Raw genomic sequence first — 24,249 nt, forward strand, 5'->3', positions numbered from 1 at the left:
CAACCTTTTATGCTTAAAAAAGTTTTTGGAAGTGCAGTTTTTGGAGTTGAAGCCACAACAATTACTGTTGAGGTAAATGTAGATTCTGGTATTGGTTATCATCTAGTTGGGCTTCCAGATAATGCTATAAAAGAAAGTAATTTTAGAATAGCTGCTGCGCTTCAAAATAACGGTTATAAAATCCCAGGTAAAAAAATCATCATAAACATGTCTCCTGCAGATTTACGTAAAGAAGGCTCAGCTTACGATTTAACTTTAGCGATGGGTGTTTTAGTCGCGTCTAAGCAAATTAAAGCAGAAACCATAGGAGAATATCTTATTATGGGAGAATTGTCATTAGATGGTAATTTACAGCCTATTAAAGGTGCTTTGCCTATTGCGGTAAAAGCTAGAGAAGAAGGGTTTAAAGGGTTTATTCTTCCTAAGCAAAATGCTAAAGAAGCTGCTATTGTTGATGGTTTAGAAGTGTATGGTGTTGATAATATAACTCAAGTAATCAACTATTTTGATAAAGGTGAAACTTTAGAGCAAACTATTATAAATACTAGAGAAGAGTTTAATAAAAGTCTCAATTTCCCTGAGTTTGATTTTAGCGATGTAAAAGGGCAAGAAAGTATAAAGCGCTGTATGGAGATTGCAGCTGCTGGTGGACATAACATTATTTTAATTGGTCCACCAGGAGCAGGAAAAACAATGTTAGCAAAACGATTGCCTTCAATATTGCCGCCAATGACACTTCATGAAGCGTTAGAAACAACAAAAATACACTCTGTAGTTGGTCGAGTTAAAGATTCAGGGCTCATGTCGCAAAGACCTTTTAGAAGCCCGCATCATACAATTTCTAATGTAGCACTTGTTGGAGGTGGAAGTTATCCACAACCAGGTGAAATATCTTTATCACATAATGGTGTTTTATTTTTGGATGAGTTGCCAGAATTTAAAAGAGAGGTTTTAGAAGTGATGCGTCAGCCACTGGAGGATCGAGAGGTTACTATCTCTAGGGCTAAATTTACAGTTACATATCCCTCATCTTTTATGTTGGTTGCTAGTATGAACCCAAGTCCAGGTGGTTATTTTAATGATCCAAATGCGCCTGTAACATCGTCACCAGCAGAAATGCAACGTTATTTGAGTAAGGTTTCTGGACCATTGTTGGATCGAATTGATATTCATATAGAAGTCACGCCAGTGCCTTTTGAAAAGCTATCAGACACTAGAAAAGGGGAAACCTCTGTAGAGATAAGAAAAAGGGTTGTATCTGCCAGGGAAATACAAACAGAACGCTTTAAAGTTTCTAATAATGTGCATTATAATGCGCAAATGAATGCGAAGCAAATTAGAACGTATTGTAAATTAGATGATGCTTCTATGCAGCTTTTAAAAACGGCTATGGAACGTTTAAATTTGTCTGCTAGAGCTTATGATAGAATTTTAAAAGTTGCGAGAACGATTGCAGATATTGAAGGCGCAAAAGATATAAATGGGACACATATTAGTGAGGCTATACAGTATAGGAGTATGGATAGAGAAGGTTGGTTAGGATAGCTAATCTAAAAAATATAATTTAATGTTTTGGTTTATATAAATTTATGTAAACAGTTAAATATTATTATATTAATATTGTGTTATTGATTTTATCAATGATTGAAAATAATCAATAAAAGCTTCAATTAAAAAAGATATAACTAAAAAGAAAAGTAATTAGAATAAGATTTATATATTAGACAAAACTATTTATTAACCTAACCCAAAAATCATTTAAAAATGAAAAAAATTGTAACATTAGTATTAGGATTTATCTTAGGTGCTTTAGCTATGTATTATTATTCAAATCAATCTTTAGGCGAAAGTGAAGCTATTGTAAAACCAAAAGGTGTTATTACTCCTGCAGAAGCTAAAACTCTTGATCAAGCTTTTAACACTAGACATGAACTAATTAGCGATTCTATAGTTAAACGACCAGATAATAGATCATCTTGGTGGTCATTAGAGGACATGAGAGATTATTTAAACTATGCTGAAAAAGAAAGCTTAGAGCTAGGCTATACAATGAATGGTGTTAGAGTATATTTAGGAGCATATCCTACAGATAAGGAAGTTGGCTATACAACAATGTTTATGGTGCCTACAGGGAATTTAAATGTTTCAGAAGGTAATATGACTCTTATTAATTATCGTATAGGCGACCCTCAAAATATTCCTGGAGGTTCAGGTTTTAACAAAGGAGCAGATGGAAATCCTCCTAATGCAAACTATACTCAATAACTTAGTTGTTTGAAACAATTTTTATTAGATAATTATTCCTTAATTACAAAAGCGTTTGAGATTATTGCTGCAGTGTTTGGTTCTATTTATTTATCAAAGACTAAAGATACTAGGTATAAAATTTTTGTAAATTATTTATGGCTAACTGTTGCTGTTGAGTTTATAGGTGAATACACAGCATTTCTGCAAAACAATTATGATAATGAATGGTATAATGCTATAAAAAATAGTGTATTTTGCAGAAATACGTGGTTATTTAATATTTATACCTTTCTGTCTATAGGATTGCTTGGTATATTTTATTCAAGGTTCTTTAGTAGTAAAATATCAAAGGCTATAATTAGGTTTGTTGTTTTGGGGTATAGTTTGTTTGTATTAATATACTTTACTGCAACAGATGCATTTTTTGTAATGTCTTTGCCTTACGATGAGATTTTAGGTACAGTTATTATTTGTACATACATCTTGCTTTATTTTATGGAGTTGATAAAGAGTGATTCTATATTAGTGTTTTATAAAACACCATTGTTTTATATAAGTGTAAGCTTATTGTTTTGGTATATATGTGTTACCCCTTTGTTTATATTTAATGGCTATTTTAGAGCTATAAATACAGATTTTGTAATATTTAGATATTTACTTTTATTACTTATTAACGTAATTACTTTTTTATGCGTCACATTTGGTTTTTGGTATTCACTCTACAAGAGGAAGTTATAAAAGAGGAACAAATAGCTTTAATTGGCTATGTGACTTTAGTTGTACTTATGTTGTCTGCTATGGTTATTATCTTTTTTATTGGTTTTCAAAAAAGAAAAAATAAATTATTACTAGATAAAATTCAACAACAGCAAGAGTTTGAAGAAGAAATATCTAAAACTCAATCTGAAATACAAGAGCAAACTTTAAAACATATAGGTTGGGAATTGCATGATAATGTTGGTCAACTTTTAGCTTATGCTAGTATGCAGCTAAATATGTTGTCTTCTAAAGTTTCTGATGATAATAAAAAGAAAGTTAATGAAGCTTCAGATGTAATTAAAGAAAGTTTAAAGGAAGTACGCTCTTTGTCAAAATCGCTCAATAATGATGTGATTTTAAATATAGGTTTTGAGAAGTCTATTACAAATGAATTAGATAGATTAAAACGGATGCAGTTTACTTCAGCTGAGTTGCATACAATTGGAACAAAAGTTGAGTTGCCAAATAAAAAGCATGAGATTGTGATTTTTAGAATTTTGCAAGAATTCTTTTCTAATTCAGTTAAATATTCCGAAGCAGATAACCTAAAAATTAGCTTAGATTATAAACCTGATGAATTAATAATTGAAGCCTCAGATGACGGAAAAGGTTTTGATATTGAAACTGTAGAAAAAGGCTCTGGCTTAATTAATATGAAAAGTAGAGCAGAGCTTATAGGAGCATCGTTTAATTTACAGTCACAACCAAATAAAGGAGTTGTTTTGATCTTGAAATATCCTTTATAATTAAATATTATTATGTTTATTCATAGCGTCACCCTGAATATATTTCAGGGTTGCAATCTAATTGAACAGTTTTTTAATTTTATGAGATTCTGAAACAAGTTCAGAATGACATACTTTACCTAAATTATGCATGCATCCCAAATGGGGTCTTTAGGTAATGGAGCAGTGATATTCAGTTCTATTTTTGAAACAGGATGAATAAAAGAGATATGTCTTGCATGTAAACTAATACTTGCGTCTTTATTACTTCTATTAAAACCATATTTTAAATCCCCTTTTATAGAACAGCCAATACATGCTAATTGTGTTCTTATTTGATGATGTCTTCCAGTTTCTAAGTTAATTTCTAAGAGGTAATAATTATCTAGCTTTTTTATAATTGAATAATGTAAAATTGCTTTTTTACTATCCTTAATTTCTTTATAATACGCAGTTGATTTATTGTTCTTTGGGTTCTTTTTTAGCCAATGTATTAAAGTGTCTTTAGATTTTGGAGGCTGATTCTTTACAATTGCCCAATATGTTTTTGAAATATCTTTAGAAACAAATAATTTGTTTAAACGAGGTAATGCTTTTGAGGTTTTAGAAAAAATAACCAAACCCGTTGTAGGTCTATCAAGCCGATGTACTGTGCCTAAATATACATTGCCTTGTTTATTATATTTTTCTGCAAGAAATTCTTTAACAATATCACTTAAAGGTTTGTCCCCTGTTTTATCACCTTGAACAATATCTCCAGCACGTTTGTTGACAATAATAATGTGATTGTCTTCGTAAAGAACTTGAAGGTTAGATTTGTTAGAAAGGACTTTAGACACTGTAATTAGTATTGCTCAGAGTCATTAGGAAAATCAACCGATTTTACATCATCTACATATTGAGAAATAGCAGTAGTCATGTCTTCATATAAATTCATATAACGACGTAAAAAACGCGGATTAAACTCATGAGTCATACCTATCATATCATGTAAAACTAGAACTTGTCCGTCAACACCTTTTCCAGCTCCAATACCAATAACGGGAATGTTAACACTCTCTGCAACTTCTTTTGCTAGTTTAGCAGGGATTTTTTCTAGAACAATTCCAAAGCAACCAGCTTTTTCTAGCATTAAAGCATCTTCTTTTAATTGTTGAGCTTCTTGTTCTTCTTTTGCACGAACTGTGTAAGTTCCAAATTTATATATAGATTGTGGTGTTAAACCTAAATGCCCCATTACAGGAATACCTGCATTTAAAATACGTTTAATAGATTCTTTTACTTCTTTTCCACCTTCCATTTTAACAGCATGACCACCACTTTCTTTCATTATTCTAATAGCAGAGCGTAAAGCTTCTTTTGGATCACTTTGGTAGCTTCCAAAAGGTAAATCGACAACAACTAAACAACGATCTATAGCTCTAACTACAGATGATGCATGGTATATCATTTGGTCTAAAGTAATTGGTAGTGTCGTTTCATGACCGGCCATTACATTACTTGCAGAATCACCAACTAAGATTATATCAATTCCTGCACCATCAACAATTTTTGCCATGGTATAATCATAAGCAGTTAGCATAGAAATTTTCTCACCATTAGCTTTCATATCTACTAATGATTTTACAGTAATTCGTTTGTATTCTTTTTTTGCTACAGACATAATTTTTTAGTTTGGTATTACAAAAGTAATGAGATTTTGTAATAATAAGATCTTATAATAGTTTTCTGTTTAGCAATCTGCCATATTTACTCTAACCGCTAAACCGCCTTCACTAGTTTCTTTATATTTAGTATTCATGTCTTTTGCAGTTTCCCACATAGTGTCTACAACTTTGTCTAATGGTACTTTTACATTGCTTGGATCTGTGTCTAAGGCTAGTTCTGAAGCATTAATAGCTTTAATTGCTCCCATTGCATTACGCTCTATACAAGGTATCTGTACTAAACCGCCAATGGGATCACAAGTTAGACCTAAATGATGTTCCATAGCAATTTCTGCCGCAACTAAAACCTGTTCTGGAGTTCCGCCTAAAAGCTCACATAAAGCCCCAGCTGCCATTGCAGATGATACACCTATTTCTGCTTGGCAACCACCCATTGCGGCACTAATTGTGGCTCCTTTTTTAAAGATACTTCCTATTTCGCCAGCTACTAATAAAAAACGTTTGATGTCATCAAAATTACCATCATGATTCTCAATCACTAAATAATACATAAGTACAGCAGGAATTACTCCAGCGCTTCCATTAGTTGGTGCAGTCACTACACGACCTAAAGATGCATTTACCTCATTAACACCTAGAGCAAAGCAACTTACCCATTTTAAAATTTGCCTAAACTTTACTTCAGTACTTCTAATTGTGTAAATCCATTCTACAGGATTAGAGTATGGTGTTTCTCCTTTCAAGCTTTGATGCATATCATATGCACGACGTCTTACATTTAAACCTCCAGGAAGTTGGCCTTCGGTATGACAACCATCATACATGCATTCTAGCATAGTATTCCATATGCGTTTAAGTTCTGTATCTATTTGTGCTTCATTTCTAATCGATTTTTCGTTTTCTAAAACAACTTCAGAAATTGATTTATTTAAAGTACTGCAAAACTGAAGCAAATCCGTACCTTTTTCAATAGGATAAGGAAACGAGCATTTTATTTCAAAATTCTTTTTATGATTTGTACGTTCTTCTTTTACTACAAAGCCACCTCCAATAGAGTAGAAAGTAGATTTTAATTTATTACCGTTAATTGATGCAGTAAAGGTCATTCCATTAGAATGAAATGGTAAAAACGTTTTATTAAATGTAATATCGGTTTCAGGATTAAAAGCTAATATTTTTTCACCATTAAAGCTTAATGTATAGGTAGTTTTAATCTCATTAATGTAGCTGTTTATTTTTTCCGTAGGAATGGTTTCCGGATCACATCCTAACAAACCTAGCATCACAGCATAATCTGTAGCATGTCCTTTTCCGGTAAGTGATAATGAACCATATAAGTCTACAGTTATACTTTCAACGGTATTAAAACTGTCTGTGTCTTTTAATTCTTTTATCCAACGTTCTGCTGCTCTCCAAGGACCAAGTGTATGCGAACTTGATGGGCCAACACCAATTTTTAGCATATCAAAAACCGAGATACATTCCATAAATAAACAGTTTTGTAGTTGTAAAAATAGGCTTTTAACTCTTATGTAGATTAATTTTTATTAAAGATTGAAATTTTTAAATGACAGCTTGTCATATTTTTTGTCATGGCATAATCATTGACATATAGATAACGAATTTAAAATGAACATTCAACACTTAATTTCTGTGTAAACAGAAAACTATAAAAACAAAAAATATAAATTATAATTATGAGTAAGATTATTGGAATCGATTTAGGAACAACCAACTCTTGCGTTTCTGTAATGGAAGGTAATGAGCCAGTTGTAATCCCAAATGCAGAAGGAAAAAGAACAACGCCATCTGTTATTGCTTTTGTTGAAGGAGGCGAAATTAAAGTTGGTGATCCTGCAAAACGTCAAGCAGTAACAAACCCAACAAAAACGGTTTATTCTATTAAACGTTTTATGGGAAACAAATATTCTGAATCTAAAAAAGAAGCAGAACGTGTACCTTATAAAGTAGTAAAAGGAGATAATGACACACCACGTGTTGATATTGATGGTCGTTTATATACGCCTCAAGAATTATCTGCAATGGTACTTCAAAAAATGAAAAAAACAGCTGAAGACTATTTAGGAACTTCAGTTGCAGAAGCAGTAATTACTGTGCCAGCATATTTTAACGATGCACAACGTCAAGCAACTAAAGAAGCTGGTGAAATTGCAGGTTTAAAAGTACGTCGTATTATCAATGAGCCTACAGCAGCAGCTTTAGCTTATGGTATGGACAAAAAAGGAACAGACCAAAAAATAGTAGTATTTGATTTTGGTGGAGGAACACATGATGTATCTATCTTAGAGTTAGGAGATGGTGTATTTGAAGTATTAGCTACAGATGGAGATACACATTTAGGTGGTGATGATGTTGATGAAAAAATCATTAATTGGTTAGCAGAGGAGTTTAATGCTGAAGAAGGTATGGATTTAAGAAAAGATCCTATGGCTTTACAACGTTTAAAAGAAGCTTCAGAAAAAGCTAAGATAGAGTTATCATCTTCAGCACAAACTGAAATTAATTTACCTTACGTAACAGCAACAGCTAGTGGACCAAAACACTTAGTACGTACATTAACAAAAGCCAAATTTGAGCAATTAATCGATGATTTAGTAAAACGTACTATTGAACCTTGTGAAGCGGCTTTAAAAGCTGCAGGTTTATCAAAATCTGATATTGATGAAGTGATATTAGTTGGCGGATCTACTCGTATTCCTGCTGTGCAAGAAGCCGTAGAAAAGTTTTTTGGTAAAACACCAAGTAAAGGTGTAAACCCAGATGAGGTGGTATCTTTAGGAGCAGGAATTCAAGGAGGTGTATTAACAGGTGATGTAAAAGATGTCTTATTATTAGACGTTACCCCTTTATCTCTTGGTATCGAAACTATGGGTAATGTAATGACCAAGCTTATTGAAGCAAACACTACGATTCCTACTAAAAAATCACAAGTGTTCTCAACAGCTGCAGATAATCAACCATCGGTAGAAATTCACGTATTACAAGGTGAGCGCCCTATGGCAGCAGATAACAAAACAATTGGTCGTTTTCACTTAGACGGTATTCCACCAGCAAGACGTGGAACACCTCAAATTGAAGTAACATTCGATATTGATGCCAATGGTATCATTAAAGTTTCTGCTACCGATAAAGCAACAAATAAAACTCAAGATATTCGTATTGAAGCATCTTCAGGTTTAACTGATGAAGAAATTCAAAAAATGAAAGCTGATGCAGAAGCTAATGCAGAAGCAGATGCTAAAGCAAAGGAAACAGCTGATAAATTAAATGCAGCCGATGCAATGATTTTCCAAACAGAAAGTCAATTAAAAGAATTTGGAGATAAATTATCTGATGATAAAAAGAAACCAATTGAAGAAGCATTAGAAGAATTAAAAGCTGCTTTTGAAACAAAAGACTTAGCAGTAATTGATCCAGCTTTAGAGAAAATTAATGAAGCATGGAAAGTGGCTTCTGAAGAAATGTACAAAGCACAAGCAGAAGCTCAAGGTGGAGCAGAAGCACCAGGACCAGATGCTAGCCAAAATGGTGAGGCTGAAGGAAGTGATGTTGAAGATGTAGACTTTGAAGAAGTAAAATAAAATTGAAGATGTCACCTTGAGCGCAGTCGAAAGGTCTCATCGAGATTACTTAACATTTGAAAAAGCGCAATCAGAAATGATTGCGCTTTTTATTTCTAATAAACCTCAAAAGAGTTTACTTTGCATATCTAATGATTTCTACATTAATTAAAAGTACATACCAACCAAAGCGCCTAGCTGTTAAACTTACTGCTAAAGGAGAAAATTATGTACAGCAAGGTCATCCTTGGGTGTTTTCAGATAGTATAGTAAAAATTACTGCAGACGCCAATACAGGAGACTTAGCTATAATTTTTGGTAAACGTGCAAATAAGATGATTGGAATAGGCCTCTATGATGCATTGTCTCCAATTAGAATAAAAATGATTTATAGTAGCACAACACCAGTTACTATTGATGCTGCTTTCTTTTATAAAAAGATAGAGAAGGCTTTTCAGAAAAGAGCACCATTACTAAAAACAAATACTAATAGTTACAGATTGTTATTTGGTGAAAACGATGGTTTTCCATCGTTAATAGCCGATGTATATAATTCAGTTTTAGTTGTGAAATTGTATTCTGAAATTTGGTTGCCTTATTTTAATACTATTTTAGAAAGTTTAGTTGATGTTTCAAAATGTGAAACAGTTGTGATTCGTTTAAGTCGAAGCTTACAAAACTCAAATTCTCATCAGCTTAAAGATGGAGAGGTAGTTTACGGAACTTTAGATAATGAGGTTGTTCAATTTGTTGAACATGACGTTAATTTTTCGGCAAATGTAATTAAAGGGCATAAAACAGGTTATTTTTTAGACCATCGTGAGAATAGGAGGCAAGTTGGGTTGTTAAGTAAAAACAAAACAGTTTTAGACGTGTTTTCTTATGCTGGTGGGTTTTCAGTTCACGCTTTAGCCAATGGAGCAAAAAAAGTAACAAGCTTAGATATAAGTGAGCAAGCTTTAGAGATTGCAAAACAAAATGGGAAGCTTAATAACTATTCAGGTAAGCATAATGTATTAGTAGGAGATGCTTTTAAAATACTAAAGCAACTCGTTGTAGAACATCAACAATTCGATGTCGTTGTAATAGATCCTCCAAGTTTTGCCAAGCAACAATCTGAAGTCGCTTTAGCAAAAAAGAAATATGCACAATTGGCAGAGTTAGGCGCTAAGCTTACAGCAAAAGGAGGAATGTTAGTACTCGCATCTTGTTCTTCTAGAGTTACAGCCACTTCGTTTTATGACATAAATTCTCAAACGTTGCAAAAAACACAACGCACTTTTTCTATTGAGCAAAAAACACAGCATGACATTGACCATCCAATTGGTTTTCTAGAAGGTGCATATCTCAAATGTGGATATTATCGGTTCTTAGATAATTAGATTTAAATGTATTTATAAACCTATTTTAATTTACCCAGTATTGGGTATTGAATAGCTTTTGTTCTAATGATATTTTGGTACATATTAACTAAACCAATTTATTATGAAAACAAGAATATTAATCTATCTCTTTTTATTTGCATTTAGTACGCTGCAAAGCCAGAACTCTGAAATTATTGAAGATAAAGTTTACCGTTTTAAATTTGGTATTGAATTAATAGAGTGTAAAACAAATGGAGAACCAGTTATTGATATGTTATCAGGAAGCCCAAGTGCTACAACTTATAAAAGTATTATAGCTGAAAAAGGATGGAAATTTAGAATAGATAAAATTTTAGAAAATAATGTAGTTATAACGTTTATTAATTGGGTAGGCACAGATCCAGTATTGGCACAACGAAATAAAGATTTTGTTTATGATAATGATAAAAAATATTTTTTATTAACTAAAGATAAACTTAAAAGATCTTCTGAAATAGTTTCCGCGAGAATAGAAATTGAATTTGGAACTGTAACAATCCCAATTAAAATAAGACCTGGTAATGGAGAAAATATCCCTCTTGATTTTTATGGTAATTTTAATGCAGGAGTTGGTTTGAGTTTTAGGCTTAGAAATATTTTAGATATATATTCTGGTATTAGTATCACTTCTGTTCCTGTTGATAGTGAAACTACAAATGGAGTTATTACTTCTACAACTAATGCTGCGGCTTTAACACCAACATTTGGTGTTCTTAAAGAAGTGGGAAAGGCTCAATTTGGTTTGTTTGTAGGATTTGATTTTTTATCAAGAAATTTAGGGAAAAACTGGACTTATCAAGGAAGAAGATGGTTTGGTATTGGCATTGGGTATAATATCTTTAGTGTAAGTAAAGGGCAAGAAAATGTAAAAGGTCAGTAATTCTGTTTTTTATTGTGATGTAATTTGGTAGTTTAGTTCGCAGTTAGATAAATTATAAGAGTCTTATGCCCAATAAAAACAGTTTAATAGATGCAATCCAGCAATTAATTGAAACCATTCTTAAAGCTTTAGGTTATTCTAATACTAAAAAAAGAACTTGGCATCAACATGTTGTTCCATATGAGGAGAATTGGGCTGTTCGTAGAGAAGGCAATAAGCGTATTACTTCTAAACACAGAAAGCAAAGTACAGCTATCCGCAAAGCTAAAACCTTAGCCAAACGTTATAATGCAGATGTTATAATTCATCGTGAAAGTGGTGGCATTCGAGACAGGATTAGTTATAAAGAAGACTAGTTGTAATGTATTATAGATTTCAAAAAGCAGCAGATTACTATGCGTGCATAATATTTTGTTATATTTGCTCAAATAAAATGTCAGGTTGAGCGCAGTCGAAACCTAATTTAATTTACGATTCATGCAAACCAAACTCACGCAACTTTTAAATATAAAGCATCCAATTATTCAAGCACCAATGTTTTTAGTATCAAATACCGCTATGGTTATTGAAGCTATGAAAGGAGGAATTGCTGGTTGTATTCCCGCATTAAATTATAGAACACTTGATGAGTTAAGAGCTTCAATAAAAGAATTAAAAGCAGCTAAAATTGAAGGTGGTTCGTTTGGGTATAACTTGATTGTAAATAAATCAAACATAAAATATAAGGAGCAACTAAGAGTACTTTGTGAAGAAGGTTGTGATTTTATAATTACATCTTTAGGAAGTCCAGAAGAAACTATTAATCAAGCACACAAAGTTGGGATTAAAGTGTTTTGCGATGTGGTTGACTTAAAGTTTGCTAAAAAAGTAGAAGGTTTAGGTGCTGATGCTGCCATAGCTGTAAATAATGAAGCTGGAGGTCATAGAGGCAATATGTCTCCAGAAGAATTAATCAAGCATTTAAAAGATAATTTAACTATTCCTGTAATTTCTGCAGGAGGCGTTGGTTGTAAAGCAGATATTGATGAGATGCTAAGTTATGGAGCTGAAGGTGTTTCTGTTGGTAGTCCGTTTATAGCTTCTATTGAAGCTGGAGTAACTCAAGAATATAAACAAGCCTGTGTAGATTATGGAGCTAATGATATTGTAATGACAGAACGTATTTCTGGAACACCTTGCACTGTTATCAACACACCTTATGTTAAAAAAATTGGTACTAAGCAAACTTGGTTAGAGTCTGTTTTAAATAAGAATAGAAAATTGAAGAAATGGGTTAAAATGATTCGTTTTTCTATAGGAATGAAGGCTACTGAAAAAGCCGCCAAAAAGACGACTTATAAAACAGTTTGGGTTGCAGGTCCAAGTATAGAGCATACTACTTCAATTTTACCAATAAAAGCAATTATTGAAAAGCTAACTATTTAATAGGCAGATAAATATCTGTTTTTAATTTCTGTTCTTCAGTGCGTCTAGGGTCATTTCTATAATGTTCTCTGGCTGACTCATCTCTTAGCTCATAATCATTATTCATTAGCCATTCATTAAAAATGTAATCATATACTTGAGGAAAGTTAGTATAAGAACCTTGATATTGAAAAACTGCAAATTTTCCACCTTTTAGTGTTTTTACACCAACATCACCATTAGGTTTGGCATCTTTATGTATAACCAAACACGCATCGTATCTAATTTTATCGTCTTCAGTAACATTTGGGTCGTCATGAGATTGTCCAATACCTTGAATACCGGCTGTAAATAATTTTTGTGTTTTTACTTCGTTCCATAACTTTTGCCAAGCTTCAGCATAATCTAAAGTTTGGTAAGCACCATGCATTCTGTAATACAGGCATTGCTTGTCTTCAATAGTAGTAATTTTTGGTTTCTTAATGTTCAATGTGGTTTTCATAATGTTCATTGTTTTGATGATGTGATGTTTATCGGTTCTATAATGTGATGGAGAAACTCCAAAATGATTTTTAAAAGCCTTAGATAATGATGAAGGTGTTTCAAAGCCAACATTGTAAGCAATCGTTTCAATACTAGAAGTAGAATAACCTAGCATTTTGGCTGCTGTTTCTATTCGTGTTCTAGAAATGTATGCTCCAATAGGTTCTCCTAAAAGCGCTCTTGTTATACGATGAAAATGAAATGGAGAAAAACATGAAATCTCAGCTAAGGTTTTAATATCAATTTTTTGATCTAGGTTATTGTGTATATAATCTATAACTAGGTTTAAGTTTTGCTGATAAATAACTCTATTAGATTCTTTTCTTGTCATTTCTTTGTATTGATACTGCAAATATATAACCCTATTAGGTTACAAACTTTTCCAATCTTGCTATCATGGAGACTTAGATGGTATATAATATTTTATTATTTACTTTAGTTGTAACTTTTATGGCTTGCGAGTCGTCTCATGTAAAAATTAACTAAATACTTTTCAATCAAAAAAATCAAATTATGACACTTAGTTTAAATCATCAATTTATCAAATCAAAAATCTTAGTCCTTTTTGTATTACTTTTTATAAGTCAGCTTTCAGTTGCGCAAACAAAAGAGGCACAAATAGATAAACTCATAAACACCTATGTAGATTACAATACATTTAACGGTTCAGTTTTAATAGCTGAAAATGGAAAAGTTATTTATAAAAAGGGGTTTGGAATGGCAAATATGGAATGGGATATTCCTAATGCACCAAATACAAAGCATCGTTTAGGGTCTATATCTAAACAATTTACAGGTTTATTAGTTTTGCAATTAGCCGCAGAAGGTAAAATTGATTTACAAGCACCAATCACCACATATCTTCCAGATTATAATAAAGAAAATGGAGATCGTATTACAACACATCACTTATTAACACATACATCTGGAATACCAAATTACACATCTTTTCCTGGTTTTGTTAGAAACGATAGTCGTGATCCATATACCCCAACAGAGTTTCTAAAACGATTTTCTGATATGGATTTAGAGTTTACGCCAGGAGAAAAGTTTAGTTATAGTAACTCAGGTTATTTTTTACTTGGTGCACTTATTGAAAAAGTGTCTGGTAAGACCTATGAGCAAATGCTTCAAGAACGAATATTTACGCCACTTGGCATGAATGATTCGGGTTATGATCATCACAAGACTATTTTAAAAAATAGAGCAACTGGTTATGAAAAGGAAGCAAATGCATTTGTCAATTCAGGATATTTAGATATGTCAATTCCTTATGCTGCGGGATCATTGTATTCTACAGTTGAAGATTTATATAAATGGGATCAAGCATTATATACTAATAAATTACTAACAAAAGAATATAGAGATTTATTTTTCGGAAAACACATTGAGGCAGGTCGCCGCAGCCATTATGGTTATGGATGGCGAATGGGTAACGACAGAATTGGTAATACTGAAGAAAGAATAGAAACTATAAGTCATGGTGGAGGAATTAATGGTTTTAATACTAATATTTCTAGAGCGCTTTCAGATAAATCATTAATTGTTTTATTAAATAACACAGGGCGAGCACCTCTAAGAGAAATAACAAGTTCTATACGTGCAATTCTATATGACAAAGCATATGATTTTCCTAAAAAATCTATAGCAAATGAATTGTTAGATGTAGCTTTAAATAATGGAAAAGAAGCAATTACTAAGCATTATACTACTATCAAAGATGTTAAAGACCATTACATCGATGAAGGCGAAATGAATCAAGTTGGTTATCAATTATTCCAATCTGGGAAGCTTGATGAAGCTGTAGCTATTTTTAAGATTAATGTAGAGGCATATCCAAAATCTTCAAATGTATATGATAGTTATGCAGAAGGCTTAATGAGCCAAGGTAAGAATGAGTTAGCAATAACAAATTACCGAAAGTCTATAGAACTAAATCCTAATAACCAAAACGGGATAAGTATGTTAAAGAAGTTAGGAGCAGATGTATCAGATTTAGAAAAAGAAATTAATGTTCCAGATGCTATATTACAAAGTTATGTTGGCAAATATGAGTTAGCACCATCTTTTATAATTGAAATCACTAAAGATGGTAAGCAATTAAAAGCACAAGCTACAGGACAACCAATTTTTGATATTTTTCCTAAAACTGAAAATGTATTCTATTTAAAAGTAGTTGAAGCACAACTTACATTTAATAAAAATGATAAAGGCGAAGTTGAAAGTGCAACACTGAAGCAAGGCGGAAGAGAAACAACAGGAAAACGATTAAAATAATTACTAGTTTACAGTCTATAGAAAAAACTCTTGATAACTATCAAGAGTTTTTTGTGTTCTTAAAGGTCTGGTATAGAGTTTGTTTGTAACAATTTAATAGATTTTACTACTTATAAGTAAAACAAGTATAATAATTAAAAAAAAGAAAAAGTATGATTAATAAAGGAGCTATTGTATTAGGAGTACTAATAGGAGCAGGAATAGGTGTGTTATTAGCGCCAGAAAAAGGAAGCGTTACAAGAGAAAAGCTTAAAAAAGAAGGAAAAGATATAAAAGATCAAATAACCCAAGATTTTGTTGAGGTTAAAGATGATTTGTCTAAAGCAGCTATTTCTGGTAAAGAAAAATTTAAAAAGGAAGCAAAAGACTTAGCCTCTAAAACAAGTTATAAAACAGAACAGGCTATTACATTTTTAGAAAAGCAATTGGCCGTTTTAAAAGAAAAGAATAAGACACTTCAAAAAACGGTTTAATAACCGTTAAAAACTGTTGCTTTAATGTTAGACCATTCTTCTTTTAAAATGCCGTAGCAGCAAGTACTGCGTTTAAAGCCATCGTTCATTAAGGTATCTTTTCGTAAAATACCTTCTAGTGTTGCGTTAAGCTTTTCAACAGCTTTTCGTGACTTCTGGTTGCGCTCGTCAATACGAAACTCTACTTTATCAAACTTTAAAGTTTCAAATGCATATTGAAGCATCAAGAACTTCATGTGTTTGTTTAAACCTGAACCTTGAAAGGCGTGACCAATCCATGTCCAACCAATATGGGCAACTTTATTTTTCCAGTTTATAAGCCCAAAACGAGTACTTCCAGCATAAACTTGTTTTTGCTTATCATAAATAATAAAAGGTATTGTGGTTTTATGGTAATAACCATCAACAGCAACTTGCACATAAGCTTTTAAAGCTTTTGGTGTAGAGATATTACTAGGCGAGTAGTAGATAAGGTTTTTTTCTTGGGCAATGTTTAATATATGCTCATAATTACTCAAATCTAATAATGAGAGTTTTACACGCTCATTTTCTAAAGTTGGTACTTTCATACTAAACTGTTTACTAATTTTACATTCACTTCATGAGTTCCTTCAAAAGGGATTATGTTTACATTGTTGGTAAATAACTCGTTAACACGATTAGTTTCATATTCCATGCGTTCGTCATTTAAATATTCGTCATTTATGCCATAAATCAAGCTTACTTTTCCTTTGAAAAATTTAAAATCATTTGCATTCAATTCTTTAGGAATACCTCCAGAATGTAATACCAATTGAGAGCATTGTAATTTGCGTTTGGCAACATAACGCATGGCAACACTAACACCTTGCGAGTACCCAAGCACAATAAGGTTTATATCTTCAGGAATTTGTTCGGTTTCAAAAATTGCATCAAAATTACGTAGTACGTTTTCTGTTTCTTTTAAAGTGTTTTCTTTAGTTAACCAGCTTGCGCCAACATGCTTAAATTTGGGTGGTACGTAGTATTTGCTTTGCGCTTGAGGCGCAATAATATAATTTTCTTCAGTATTAAGTTTTACAAAATATTTTAAAAAATAACGACTTAAATAACCCATGCCATGACATACAAACCATACGTTTTTGGTTTTTTTGGTTAAGCTATTTAAAGTAGAGTAGCTATTGGTAGTTGTATAAGAAATTTCCTTTTCTATAGAATTCATTTTGTACTTTTGTTAGCGACATTAAAAATACAGTATTTCTATGCAATTATCTAGAGAAGAAATTCTAAAACGCGCTAATCAAATTACAAAAAACACCTTGATGGAAACACTAGAGATTGAGATGGTAGATTTTGGTGATGATTTTGTTGTTGGCAGAATGCCCGTAAATAAAAGAGTATATCAGCCAGATGGTGTTTTGCATGGAGGAGCAACTGCGGCTTTAGCCGAAACCACAGGAAGTTTTGCTGCAGAATTACTTATGGATTTAGATAAAGTTTTTGTTAGAGGTATTGAGATTACTGCTAATCATTTAAAGAGTGTTCGAGAAGGTTACGTTTACGCAACAGCAAAATTTGTGCATAAAGGAAGAACAACGCAACTATTAGATATTAGAGTAACAGATGATAATGATAATTTAGTTTCGCTTTGTAAACTAACTACTATTTCTTTGCCAAAGAATAAATAATGATTTCAGGCACTTTTTTCGAACGTATTAATGAGCATTATAATTATGCGTTACCTTTTGTAGTTTATAGAAAACCTAATAAAAGTAATGCAAAGGTATTTCTCCAAACTGATGATAAGCTATATAAAAGTATAGATTATGCAGAAAGCGGATTTATATTTGCGCCTTTTAATAATAAAGCAGGTTCTATTTTAATGCCTTTAGAAGCTTCAGAGGTTTTTCAAACTGAACTTACTAGTAGTAATACTATATCAAGTAAAGCAGAAACACATGATGTTATTAATGAAGCGGAAAGAGAGGCGCATATTAAATTGGTTCAAAAAGGTATTGTTGAAATAGCTAAAAAGCAATTAGATAAAGTTGTTTTGTCAAGAAACGAAACTGTTACTATTTCTAATAACAACCCAATTTCAATTTTTAAACAATTATTAGATAAGTATACTAATGCATTTGTGTATTGTTGGTATCATCCAAAAGTTGGGCTTTGGTTAGGTGCAACACCAGAAACCTTAATTAAGGTTGAGGACAAACGTTTTTCTACAATGGCACTTGCGGGAACACAAGAATATAAAGGGACGCTTGATGTTACTTGGGAAACTAAAGAAAAAGAAGAACAGCAATTTGTTACAGACTTTATAGTAAACAGTTTAAGTGATGATGTTGAAAACCTAAACGTTACTGAAGCCAAAACTGTAAAAGCTGCTAATCTATTACACATTAAAACGCAAATAACAGGAACTCTTAAAGGAAGTCAAACCAGTTTTAAAAAGTTGTTAGATAAGTTGCATCCAACACCTGCAGTTTGCGGGTTGCCTAAAGTTGCTGCTAAACAGTTTATTTTAGATAATGAAGTTTATAATAGAGAATTCTATACTGGTTTTTTGGGAGAATTAAATCTTAAAGAGAAGCGTGTTAGAAACTCTAATCGACGTAACGTAGAGAATAATGCTTACAATTCTATAAAAACGGTTTCTAACTTATTTGTGAATTTACGTTGTATGCAACTTAAAAACAATGAAGCGTTGATTTATGTTGGTGGCGGAATTACTAAAGACTCTAATCCAGAACAAGAATGGCAAGAAACTGTAAACAAAACAAAAACAATAAAAGGTGTTTTGTGAAGTAATGTTTTGTTAGGTTGAGTCCTTCGACAGCGCTCAGGATAAACTTAAGTCGAAACCTATTTTTTTTACTACATTTGAACACACTATTTTTTAGATGAAGTACCCAAAAATTCCACTTGCTCAAACGGTTGTTCAGCTTTGTAAAGCTAAAGATATTAGTAATATTGTTATTTCTCCAGGAAGCAGAAATGCACCTTTAACACTAGGCTTCACAAACGATTCATTTTTTAATTGCTATAGTATTGTTGATGAACGCTGTGCTGCTTTTTTTGCTCTAGGTATTGCTCAGCAAACACAAAAGCCAGTCGCAGTACTTTGTACATCTGGAAGTGCTTTACTTAATTATTATCCTGCAATTGCAGAAGCATATTATAGCGATATACCGTTAGTAGTTTTATCTGCTGACCGACCTAAATATTTGGTAGGTATTGGTGATGGTCAAACTATTAATCAAAAAGAAGTGTATAAAAATCATATAGTATATTCTGCTAATTTAAAACAAGATGTAAAAGCTGAAAATAATAGTGAAACAGAAGAGCTTCCTATTTTTAAAAATATAGAGAATAAGCTTGAAAAGCTATTAGGCTTACAGCAAACCATTCAGCAAGAAAATGAAACTGAAATTAACACAGCAATTAATACAGCAATAACCCAAAATGGTCCGGTACATATTAATATTCCGTTTGAAGAACCTTTATATGAATTAACAGATGAATTAGCTGTAAATCCAAAAGTTATTCTTCCAGAAGTTAATGTAGTTAAAACTAATCCAGAGGCTTTAAATGATTTGGTTGATGTTTGGAATAATACATCTAAGAAAATGATTCTGGTTGGAGTTAACAAACCAAATAGTATAGAGCAACAATGGCTAAATAAGTTAGCTGAAGATGAAAGTGTGATTGTTTTTACAGAAACAACGTCAAATCTGCATCACGATAACTTTTTCCCGAGTATAGACCAAATTATTGCGCCTTTAACCGAAGATGAATTTAAAAGATTGCAACCCGATATTCTTTTAACTTTTGGAGGTTTAATAGTATCTAAAAAAATAAAAGCATTTTTAAGAACTTATAAACCCAAATTTCATTGGCATATTGATGAGAAAAAAGCTAATAACACGTTTTTTAGCTTAAGCAATCATTTGCGAGGAAACCCAAACACTTTTTTTTCTAAATTTTTACCAAAAGTAGATGTACGTAAAAGTAGTTACTTTTCATTTTGGTCTGCTATTAAAAAGAATAGATTGGTTAAGCATGATTCGTATTTAGAAACAATTCCGTATTCCGATTTTAAAGTATTTAATCAAATTTTAAGCACATTACCAAGTGATAGTGTATTACAACTGAGCAATAGCTCTACAATACGATATGCACAACTTTTTAAATTAAATAAGGCAGTAGATGTGTTTTGTAATCGAGGAACTAGCGGTATTGATGGTAGTACATCTACAGCTATTGGATTCGCTTTAAAAAGTGACAGACAAACAACTTTAGTAACTGGAGATTTGAGTTTTTTTTATGATAGTAATGCGTTGTGGAATGATTATATACCTAATAATTTTAGAATTATAGTTATTAATAATCAAGGTGGCGGAATTTTTAGAATCCTTCCAGGTCATAAGAATACTGAAAACTTCGACACTTATTTTGAAACCAAGCATAAGTTATCTGCAAAACAATTGTGTGAGATGTATGATTTTGATTATCAAGAGGTTTCAGGAGAATTTAATTTGTCTTCTGCTTTACAATCTTTTTATAATAATAATTCTCGACCAAAACTTTTAGAGGTTTTTACTCCTCGAGAAATTAATGATGAGGTCTTGCTTAGCTATTTCAAGTTTATTAAATAACAATTGTTGAGTGACTTTTACGTAAGTATTGTGTCTAATAATTAACTATCTTTATAGAGTATTTTTTAACCTAAAACACAATTAAAAATGAGTAAAAGAGACGAATTAATTGCAAAATATGCAGCAGATTTAAAGGATAAGTGCGGTGTTAATGCAGACATGGATTTATTAACTAAAGTAACTATAGGTTGCGGTCCATCAATTTATAATGCAGACTCTGCTACAGTTTCTGGATCTGATGAATCTGAATTGTCGACTGTAAAAAATAATTTCTTAATTAAAAAATTAGGATTAAAAGATGGTGCAGATTTAGATAAAGGTATCGATGCAGTTATGACGACTTATGGTAAATCTAATCGTAATAAGTATAGAGCAGTTGTTTATTATTTGCTAACTAAGCACTTTGGTAAAGAATCTGCTTATTAATTGGCAAACTAATAAAATTTATAGCGTTACTATTGTAACGCTTTTTTTATATCTATAAACTAGATATGATTACCTTTGCCAAATGATAAAAATTGGAGAATACAATACGCTAGAAATAATTAGAGAGACTAATCAAGGTTTATATCTTTCTGATAAAGAAAACCATGAAGTCTTACTACCTAATAGATATGTGCCAGAAACATTTCAAATATGGGAAATGATAGATGTATTTGTGTATTTAGATAATGAAGAACGTTTAGTTGCAGTAACAGATCAACCTTATATAATGCGTGGTGATTTTGCAGTGCTTAGATGTAATGAGGTTACTAAGCATGGTGCTTTTTTAGATTGGGGAATGGTTAAAGAATTGTTTTGTCCATTTAAAGAGCAAGCGTTTAAAATGAAACCAGGTGGTTGGTATCTTGTACATTGTTATTTAGATGAAGAATCACAAAGGTTAGTTGCATCAAGTAAAACCAATAGATTTCTTGACAATAAAGAGTTAACCGTTGCGCAATTTGATGAAGTAGATATTATGGTTTCGCATCCTTCAGAATTAGGAATGAATGTAATTGTTAACAAACAGCATTTAGGTTTAATTTTTAAAGATGATATATTTAAAGATTTAAGTATTGGAGATACTTTTAAAGGTATTGTTAAAAAAGTGCGCCCAGATAATAAACTTGATATTGCTTTAGGGCAAATTGGTTACAGAAATATTGAACCAAATGCTGAAGCCATAATGCATGAACTTCATGACAATAGTGGTTTTATAAGCCTTAATGATAAGTCATCGCCTGACGATATTAAAAATAGGCTTCAAATGAGTAAGAAAAATTTTAAAAAAGCAATTGGCACGTTATATAAACAGCGCTTAATTGAGATTAAGGATGATGGTATTTATTTAAAGGAGTAATAGACGCTATCCCAGTTTTTTCTATTACCCAATTTGCAGCATCAATAAGTGAGTTAAATTGTTTCCGTTTAGACTTAAAGTAATAATCTTCAATGGCAAGTATACGTTTAGTATTATGGCTATAGGTAACTATAGCATAGGCACTTAAATGTAATATGTTGTGTTTTTGCTTTATGATGTCAAGTAAGTTTACAGAAAAAGAATTCACTCTGTTAGAGATAAAACCATAAGGTTTTGTACTAAAAAATTCCCTACTCAAATCAAAAATTTCTTTAAAATCATTAAAAGATACATAAGCACCTTGCTTAAATTCTGCAACAATAAAATTTTCAAAAAAATGAAAATCTCCAATGTCGAGACAATAAGTGGCTTGAACGTTTTTTGAAAGAGGGGATTCTAAAACCTTCACAATAATTTTATGGATTAATTCATTTCAAACTTACAATCTATGTGTACTATAGCCAAAAAAAAAAGATGTTATTAGATGTAAATATGTATTTTTACGCTGAAAATTATTTCTATGGATAAAATAGGTTGGAAAGTCGTTAAAGAATACGAAGACATAACTTACAAAAAGCACAATGGCGTTGCTCGTATTGCATTTAATAGACCAGATGTACGTAATGCATTTAGACCAAAAACTACTAGTGAGTTGTATGATGCATTTTATGACGCAAATGAAGATGTAAATATTGGCGTAGTGTTACTTTCTGCAGAAGGCCCATCAACAAAAGATGGTATTTGGAGTTTTTGTTCTGGTGGTGATCAAAAAGCAAGAGGCCATCAAGGTTATGTTGGAGAAGATGGTTACCATCGTTTAAACATACTAGAAGTTCAACGCTTAATTAGGTTTATGCCTAAAGCTGTAATAGCAGTTGTACCTGGTTGGGCAGTTGGTGGCGGACACAGTTTACATGTTGTTTGCGATTTAACTTTAGCAAGTAAAGAACATGCAATTTTTAAACAAACAGATGCCGATGTAACCAGTTTTGATGGTGGTTATGGGTCTGCTTATTTAGCAAAAATGGTTGGACAGAAAAAAGCACGTGAAATATTTTTTTTAGGAAGAAATTATTCTGCACAAGAAGCTTATGACATGGGAATGGTAAATGCCGTTATTCCTCATGCTGAATTAGAAAGTGTAGCATATGATTGGGCTCAAGAAATTCTTGCTAAATCGCCAACATCAATTAAAATGTTAAAATTTGCTATGAATTTAACAGATGATGGTATGGTTGGTCAACAAGTATTTGCTGGAGAAGCAACACGTTTGGCTTATATGACAGACGAGGCAAAAGAAGGGCGTGATGCATTTTTAGAAAAACGCAAACCTAATTTTGATAAAAAGTGGATTCCTTAATTAAAAAGATTGATGAATAAAATTAAACCTTGGTTTTTAGCATTTAGATTAAGAACACTTCCGCTTTCAGTTTCTGGTATTATTATAGGATCTTGCTTTGCACACTATAATGGTGTTTTTGATGTTACTATCTGTGTGTTAGCTATTTTAACAACTATTAGCCTTCAGGTGCTATCAAATTTATCTAATGATTATGGAGATGGCGTTAAGGGAACAGATGATGAGAATAGAGTAGGACCAGAACGCGCTATTCAAAGTGGAATAATAACACCAGATGAAATGATAGAGGGAATTAAGTTTAATATTCTCGTTGTAATCATACTCTCAGTAATGTTAATTTACATTTCTTTTGGACATAAACATTTTTTATATGCCTTATTGTTTTTCTTTCTTTCTGGGGCATCAATCTATGCTGCAATGAACTATACTATTGGTAGTTCTGCCTATGGCTACAGAGCTTTAGGAGATGTTTTTGTATTTGTTTTTTTTGGCTTACTAAGTGTTGTAGGTAGTTATTTTTTATACTCAAAACAGTTAGACCATCATGTAGTTTTACCAGCAATTTCAATAGGATTATTATGTGTGGGTGTTTTAAATTTAAATAATATGCGTGATATAGAAACAGATGTTTTATCAGAAAAAATTACACTAGCAGTTAAATTAGGAAAAGATAAAGCTAAGGTGTATCATGTTTTTTTAGTAGCTACAGCAATGCTAATTGCTGTAATATTCTCCATTTTATATTTTTCTTCATTCTATAATTTTTTGTATGTAATAGCTTTTATTCCACTAGCTATTCATCTTAAAAAAATAATTAAAGCAGAACAACCAATAGATTTTGATCCTCAATTAAAAGTATTAGCACTTACTACTTTTTTATTTTCAATCTTATTAGGTGTTGGTTATATTTTATAAAAAAAACATAAATATTTGGAAATCAAATAATTA

Annotated in this window: 25 protein-coding genes; 18 read left to right on the forward strand and 7 right to left on the reverse strand. The window is 31.9% G+C overall.

Annotated features, from left to right (window positions below):
* Positions 1-9: 9 nt before the first annotated feature.
* The 4 genes from BXY80_RS06615 to BXY80_RS06630 all read left to right on the forward strand — a co-directional run bounded on the left by BXY80_RS06615 (position 10) and on the right by BXY80_RS06630 (position 3,752).
* A complete protein-coding gene (locus tag BXY80_RS06615) occupies positions 10-1,545 on the forward strand; it encodes a YifB family Mg chelatase-like AAA ATPase (protein ID WP_120200480.1) in 1,536 nt (511 codons plus the stop codon).
* Positions 1,546-1,764: 219 nt separating this feature from the next.
* The gene (locus BXY80_RS06620; protein ID WP_120200481.1) at positions 1,765-2,265 is read left to right on the forward strand and encodes a hypothetical protein; all 501 of its coding nucleotides are present in this window, start codon (positions 1,765-1,767) and stop codon (positions 2,263-2,265) included.
* 9 nt (positions 2,266-2,274) lie between these two features.
* Positions 2,275-2,985 (forward strand): hypothetical protein, encoded by a 711-nt coding sequence (locus BXY80_RS06625; RefSeq protein WP_120200482.1) that lies wholly within the window; start codon positions 2,275-2,277, stop codon positions 2,983-2,985.
* The gene (locus BXY80_RS06630; protein WP_120200483.1) at positions 2,937-3,752 is read left to right on the forward strand and encodes a sensor histidine kinase; all 816 of its coding nucleotides are present in this window, start codon (positions 2,937-2,939) and stop codon (positions 3,750-3,752) included. The genes BXY80_RS06625 and BXY80_RS06630 overlap by 49 nt, the downstream gene beginning before the upstream one ends.
* Before the next feature lie 119 nt (positions 3,753-3,871).
* Here BXY80_RS06630 and BXY80_RS06635 read toward each other — a convergent pair whose 3' ends face one another.
* From BXY80_RS06635 to BXY80_RS06645, 3 genes are all read right to left on the reverse strand, one after another.
* Positions 3,872-4,570, reverse strand: a complete 699-nt coding sequence (locus BXY80_RS06635; RefSeq protein ID WP_120200484.1) for an RluA family pseudouridine synthase — start codon at positions 4,568-4,570, stop codon at positions 3,872-3,874.
* Positions 4,571-4,575: 5 nt separating this feature from the next.
* Positions 4,576-5,394, reverse strand: coding sequence for a 3-methyl-2-oxobutanoate hydroxymethyltransferase (panB, locus tag BXY80_RS06640; RefSeq protein ID WP_120200485.1), 819 nt, complete (start codon positions 5,392-5,394; stop codon positions 4,576-4,578).
* 69 nt (positions 5,395-5,463) lie between these two features.
* Complete coding sequence (locus BXY80_RS06645; protein ID WP_120200486.1) at positions 5,464-6,885, reverse strand: L-serine ammonia-lyase; 1,422 nt, start codon at positions 6,883-6,885, stop codon at positions 5,464-5,466.
* Between the two features lie 210 nt (positions 6,886-7,095).
* On the opposite strand from BXY80_RS06645, the gene dnaK reads away from it, so the two are divergent.
* From dnaK to BXY80_RS06670, 5 genes are all read left to right on the forward strand, one after another.
* Positions 7,096-9,000 (forward strand): molecular chaperone DnaK, encoded by a 1,905-nt coding sequence (dnaK, locus tag BXY80_RS06650; protein WP_120200487.1) that lies wholly within the window; start codon positions 7,096-7,098, stop codon positions 8,998-9,000.
* 131 nt (positions 9,001-9,131) lie between these two features.
* Entirely contained in the window at positions 9,132-10,361 is a 1,230-nt protein-coding gene (locus BXY80_RS06655; protein ID WP_120200488.1) for a class I SAM-dependent rRNA methyltransferase, read from the forward strand.
* Between the two features lie 103 nt (positions 10,362-10,464).
* Positions 10,465-11,262, forward strand: coding sequence for a hypothetical protein (locus tag BXY80_RS06660; RefSeq protein ID WP_120200489.1), 798 nt, complete (start codon positions 10,465-10,467; stop codon positions 11,260-11,262).
* A gap of 65 nt (positions 11,263-11,327) precedes the next feature.
* On the forward strand, positions 11,328-11,618 hold the full coding sequence (locus BXY80_RS06665; RefSeq protein WP_120200490.1) for a DUF2188 domain-containing protein: 291 nt from the start codon (positions 11,328-11,330) through the stop codon (positions 11,616-11,618).
* Positions 11,619-11,739: 121 nt separating this feature from the next.
* Positions 11,740-12,687, forward strand: a complete 948-nt coding sequence (locus BXY80_RS06670; protein ID WP_120200491.1) for an NAD(P)H-dependent flavin oxidoreductase — start codon at positions 11,740-11,742, stop codon at positions 12,685-12,687.
* On the opposite strand, the gene BXY80_RS06675 is transcribed toward BXY80_RS06670, so the two are convergent.
* The gene (locus BXY80_RS06675) at positions 12,680-13,540 is read right to left on the reverse strand and encodes an AraC family transcriptional regulator (protein ID WP_120200492.1); all 861 of its coding nucleotides are present in this window, start codon (positions 13,538-13,540) and stop codon (positions 12,680-12,682) included. The genes BXY80_RS06670 and BXY80_RS06675 overlap by 8 nt on opposite strands.
* Before the next feature lie 182 nt (positions 13,541-13,722).
* Here BXY80_RS06675 and BXY80_RS06680 point away from each other — a divergent pair, with 182 nt between their 5' ends.
* Entirely contained in the window at positions 13,723-15,486 is a 1,764-nt protein-coding gene (locus tag BXY80_RS06680; RefSeq protein ID WP_120200493.1) for a serine hydrolase, read from the forward strand.
* Positions 15,487-15,638: 152 nt separating this feature from the next.
* Positions 15,639-15,959: a YtxH domain-containing protein gene (locus BXY80_RS06685; RefSeq protein WP_120200494.1), complete on the forward strand. Its 321-nt coding sequence runs from the start codon at positions 15,639-15,641 to the stop codon at positions 15,957-15,959.
* On the opposite strand, the gene BXY80_RS06690 is transcribed toward BXY80_RS06685, so the two are convergent.
* Positions 15,956-16,528 (reverse strand): GNAT family N-acetyltransferase, encoded by a 573-nt coding sequence (locus BXY80_RS06690; protein ID WP_120200495.1) that lies wholly within the window; start codon positions 16,526-16,528, stop codon positions 15,956-15,958. The two genes, BXY80_RS06685 and BXY80_RS06690, sit on opposite strands and share 4 nt — an antisense overlap.
* A complete protein-coding gene (locus BXY80_RS06695; protein WP_120200496.1) occupies positions 16,525-17,160 on the reverse strand; it encodes an alpha/beta hydrolase in 636 nt (211 codons plus the stop codon). Before BXY80_RS06695 ends, BXY80_RS06690 begins: the two co-directional genes overlap by 4 nt.
* A 40-nt stretch (positions 17,161-17,200) precedes the next feature.
* Between BXY80_RS06695 and BXY80_RS06700 the strand changes: the two genes are divergently transcribed.
* The 5 genes from BXY80_RS06700 (at position 17,201) to BXY80_RS06720 (ending at position 21,941) form a co-directional block, all read left to right on the forward strand.
* Positions 17,201-17,626, forward strand: a complete 426-nt coding sequence (locus tag BXY80_RS06700) for a PaaI family thioesterase (RefSeq protein ID WP_120200497.1) — start codon at positions 17,201-17,203, stop codon at positions 17,624-17,626.
* A complete protein-coding gene (locus tag BXY80_RS06705; RefSeq protein WP_120200498.1) occupies positions 17,626-18,747 on the forward strand; it encodes a chorismate-binding protein in 1,122 nt (373 codons plus the stop codon). The genes BXY80_RS06700 and BXY80_RS06705 overlap by 1 nt, the downstream gene beginning before the upstream one ends.
* 97 nt (positions 18,748-18,844) lie before the next feature.
* Positions 18,845-20,599 (forward strand): 2-succinyl-5-enolpyruvyl-6-hydroxy-3-cyclohexene-1-carboxylate synthase, encoded by a 1,755-nt coding sequence (menD, locus tag BXY80_RS06710; protein ID WP_120200499.1) that lies wholly within the window; start codon positions 18,845-18,847, stop codon positions 20,597-20,599.
* A gap of 87 nt (positions 20,600-20,686) precedes the next feature.
* The gene (locus BXY80_RS06715) at positions 20,687-21,025 is read left to right on the forward strand and encodes a DUF2853 family protein (RefSeq protein ID WP_120200500.1); all 339 of its coding nucleotides are present in this window, start codon (positions 20,687-20,689) and stop codon (positions 21,023-21,025) included.
* An 82-nt stretch (positions 21,026-21,107) separates the two neighbouring features.
* Positions 21,108-21,941 carry a CvfB family protein gene (locus BXY80_RS06720; protein WP_120200501.1) on the forward strand — a complete coding sequence of 278 codons (834 nt, stop codon included), beginning with the start codon at positions 21,108-21,110 and terminating at the stop codon, positions 21,939-21,941.
* Here the strand turns inward: BXY80_RS06720 and BXY80_RS06725 are convergent.
* Positions 21,910-22,350 carry a hypothetical protein gene (locus BXY80_RS06725; RefSeq protein ID WP_120200502.1) on the reverse strand — a complete coding sequence of 147 codons (441 nt, stop codon included), beginning with the start codon at positions 22,348-22,350 and terminating at the stop codon, positions 21,910-21,912. The two genes, BXY80_RS06720 and BXY80_RS06725, sit on opposite strands and share 32 nt — an antisense overlap.
* A 111-nt stretch (positions 22,351-22,461) precedes the next feature.
* On the opposite strand from BXY80_RS06725, the gene BXY80_RS06730 reads away from it, so the two are divergent.
* Both BXY80_RS06730 and menA read left to right on the forward strand, forming a co-directional pair.
* Positions 22,462-23,301: a 1,4-dihydroxy-2-naphthoyl-CoA synthase gene (locus BXY80_RS06730; RefSeq protein WP_120200503.1), complete on the forward strand. Its 840-nt coding sequence runs from the start codon at positions 22,462-22,464 to the stop codon at positions 23,299-23,301.
* A 12-nt stretch (positions 23,302-23,313) separates the two neighbouring features.
* Complete coding sequence (menA, locus tag BXY80_RS06735) at positions 23,314-24,216, forward strand: 1,4-dihydroxy-2-naphthoate octaprenyltransferase (RefSeq protein ID WP_120200504.1); 903 nt, start codon at positions 23,314-23,316, stop codon at positions 24,214-24,216.
* Positions 24,217-24,249: the final 33 nt, after the last annotated feature.

This window comes from Ichthyenterobacterium magnum, assembly GCF_003610635.1.
Lineage (GTDB): Bacteria > Bacteroidota > Bacteroidia > Flavobacteriales > Flavobacteriaceae > Ichthyenterobacterium > Ichthyenterobacterium magnum.

Bases quoted from the DNA above. Each gene is read 5' to 3' on its own strand.
- BXY80_RS06615 (WP_120200480.1), top strand. From the start codon at position 10: ATGCTTAAAAAAGTTTTTGGAAGTGCAGTTTTTGGAGTTGAAGCCACA.
- BXY80_RS06620 (WP_120200481.1), top strand. From the start codon at position 1,765: ATGAAAAAAATTGTAACATTAGTATTAGGATTTATCTTAGGTGCTTTA.
- BXY80_RS06630 (WP_120200483.1), top strand. From the start codon at position 2,937: ATGCGTCACATTTGGTTTTTGGTATTCACTCTACAAGAGGAAGTTATA.
- panB (WP_120200485.1), bottom strand. From the start codon at position 5,394: ATGTCTGTAGCAAAAAAAGAATACAAACGAATTACTGTAAAATCATTA.
- BXY80_RS06645 (WP_120200486.1), bottom strand. From the start codon at position 6,885: ATGGAATGTATCTCGGTTTTTGATATGCTAAAAATTGGTGTTGGCCCA.
- dnaK (WP_120200487.1), top strand. From the start codon at position 7,096: ATGAGTAAGATTATTGGAATCGATTTAGGAACAACCAACTCTTGCGTT.
- BXY80_RS06655 (WP_120200488.1), top strand. From the start codon at position 9,132: ATGATTTCTACATTAATTAAAAGTACATACCAACCAAAGCGCCTAGCT.
- BXY80_RS06660 (WP_120200489.1), top strand. From the start codon at position 10,465: ATGAAAACAAGAATATTAATCTATCTCTTTTTATTTGCATTTAGTACG.
- BXY80_RS06665 (WP_120200490.1), top strand. From the start codon at position 11,328: ATGCCCAATAAAAACAGTTTAATAGATGCAATCCAGCAATTAATTGAA.
- BXY80_RS06670 (WP_120200491.1), top strand. From the start codon at position 11,740: ATGCAAACCAAACTCACGCAACTTTTAAATATAAAGCATCCAATTATT.
- BXY80_RS06675 (WP_120200492.1), bottom strand. From the start codon at position 13,540: ATGACAAGAAAAGAATCTAATAGAGTTATTTATCAGCAAAACTTAAAC.
- BXY80_RS06680 (WP_120200493.1), top strand. From the start codon at position 13,723: ATGACACTTAGTTTAAATCATCAATTTATCAAATCAAAAATCTTAGTC.
- BXY80_RS06685 (WP_120200494.1), top strand. From the start codon at position 15,639: ATGATTAATAAAGGAGCTATTGTATTAGGAGTACTAATAGGAGCAGGA.
- BXY80_RS06690 (WP_120200495.1), bottom strand. From the start codon at position 16,528: ATGAAAGTACCAACTTTAGAAAATGAGCGTGTAAAACTCTCATTATTA.
- BXY80_RS06695 (WP_120200496.1), bottom strand. From the start codon at position 17,160: ATGAATTCTATAGAAAAGGAAATTTCTTATACAACTACCAATAGCTAC.
- BXY80_RS06700 (WP_120200497.1), top strand. From the start codon at position 17,201: ATGCAATTATCTAGAGAAGAAATTCTAAAACGCGCTAATCAAATTACA.
- BXY80_RS06705 (WP_120200498.1), top strand. From the start codon at position 17,626: ATGATTTCAGGCACTTTTTTCGAACGTATTAATGAGCATTATAATTAT.
- menD (WP_120200499.1), top strand. From the start codon at position 18,845: ATGAAGTACCCAAAAATTCCACTTGCTCAAACGGTTGTTCAGCTTTGT.
- BXY80_RS06715 (WP_120200500.1), top strand. From the start codon at position 20,687: ATGAGTAAAAGAGACGAATTAATTGCAAAATATGCAGCAGATTTAAAG.
- BXY80_RS06720 (WP_120200501.1), top strand. From the start codon at position 21,108: ATGATAAAAATTGGAGAATACAATACGCTAGAAATAATTAGAGAGACT.
- BXY80_RS06730 (WP_120200503.1), top strand. From the start codon at position 22,462: ATGGATAAAATAGGTTGGAAAGTCGTTAAAGAATACGAAGACATAACT.
- menA (WP_120200504.1), top strand. From the start codon at position 23,314: ATGAATAAAATTAAACCTTGGTTTTTAGCATTTAGATTAAGAACACTT.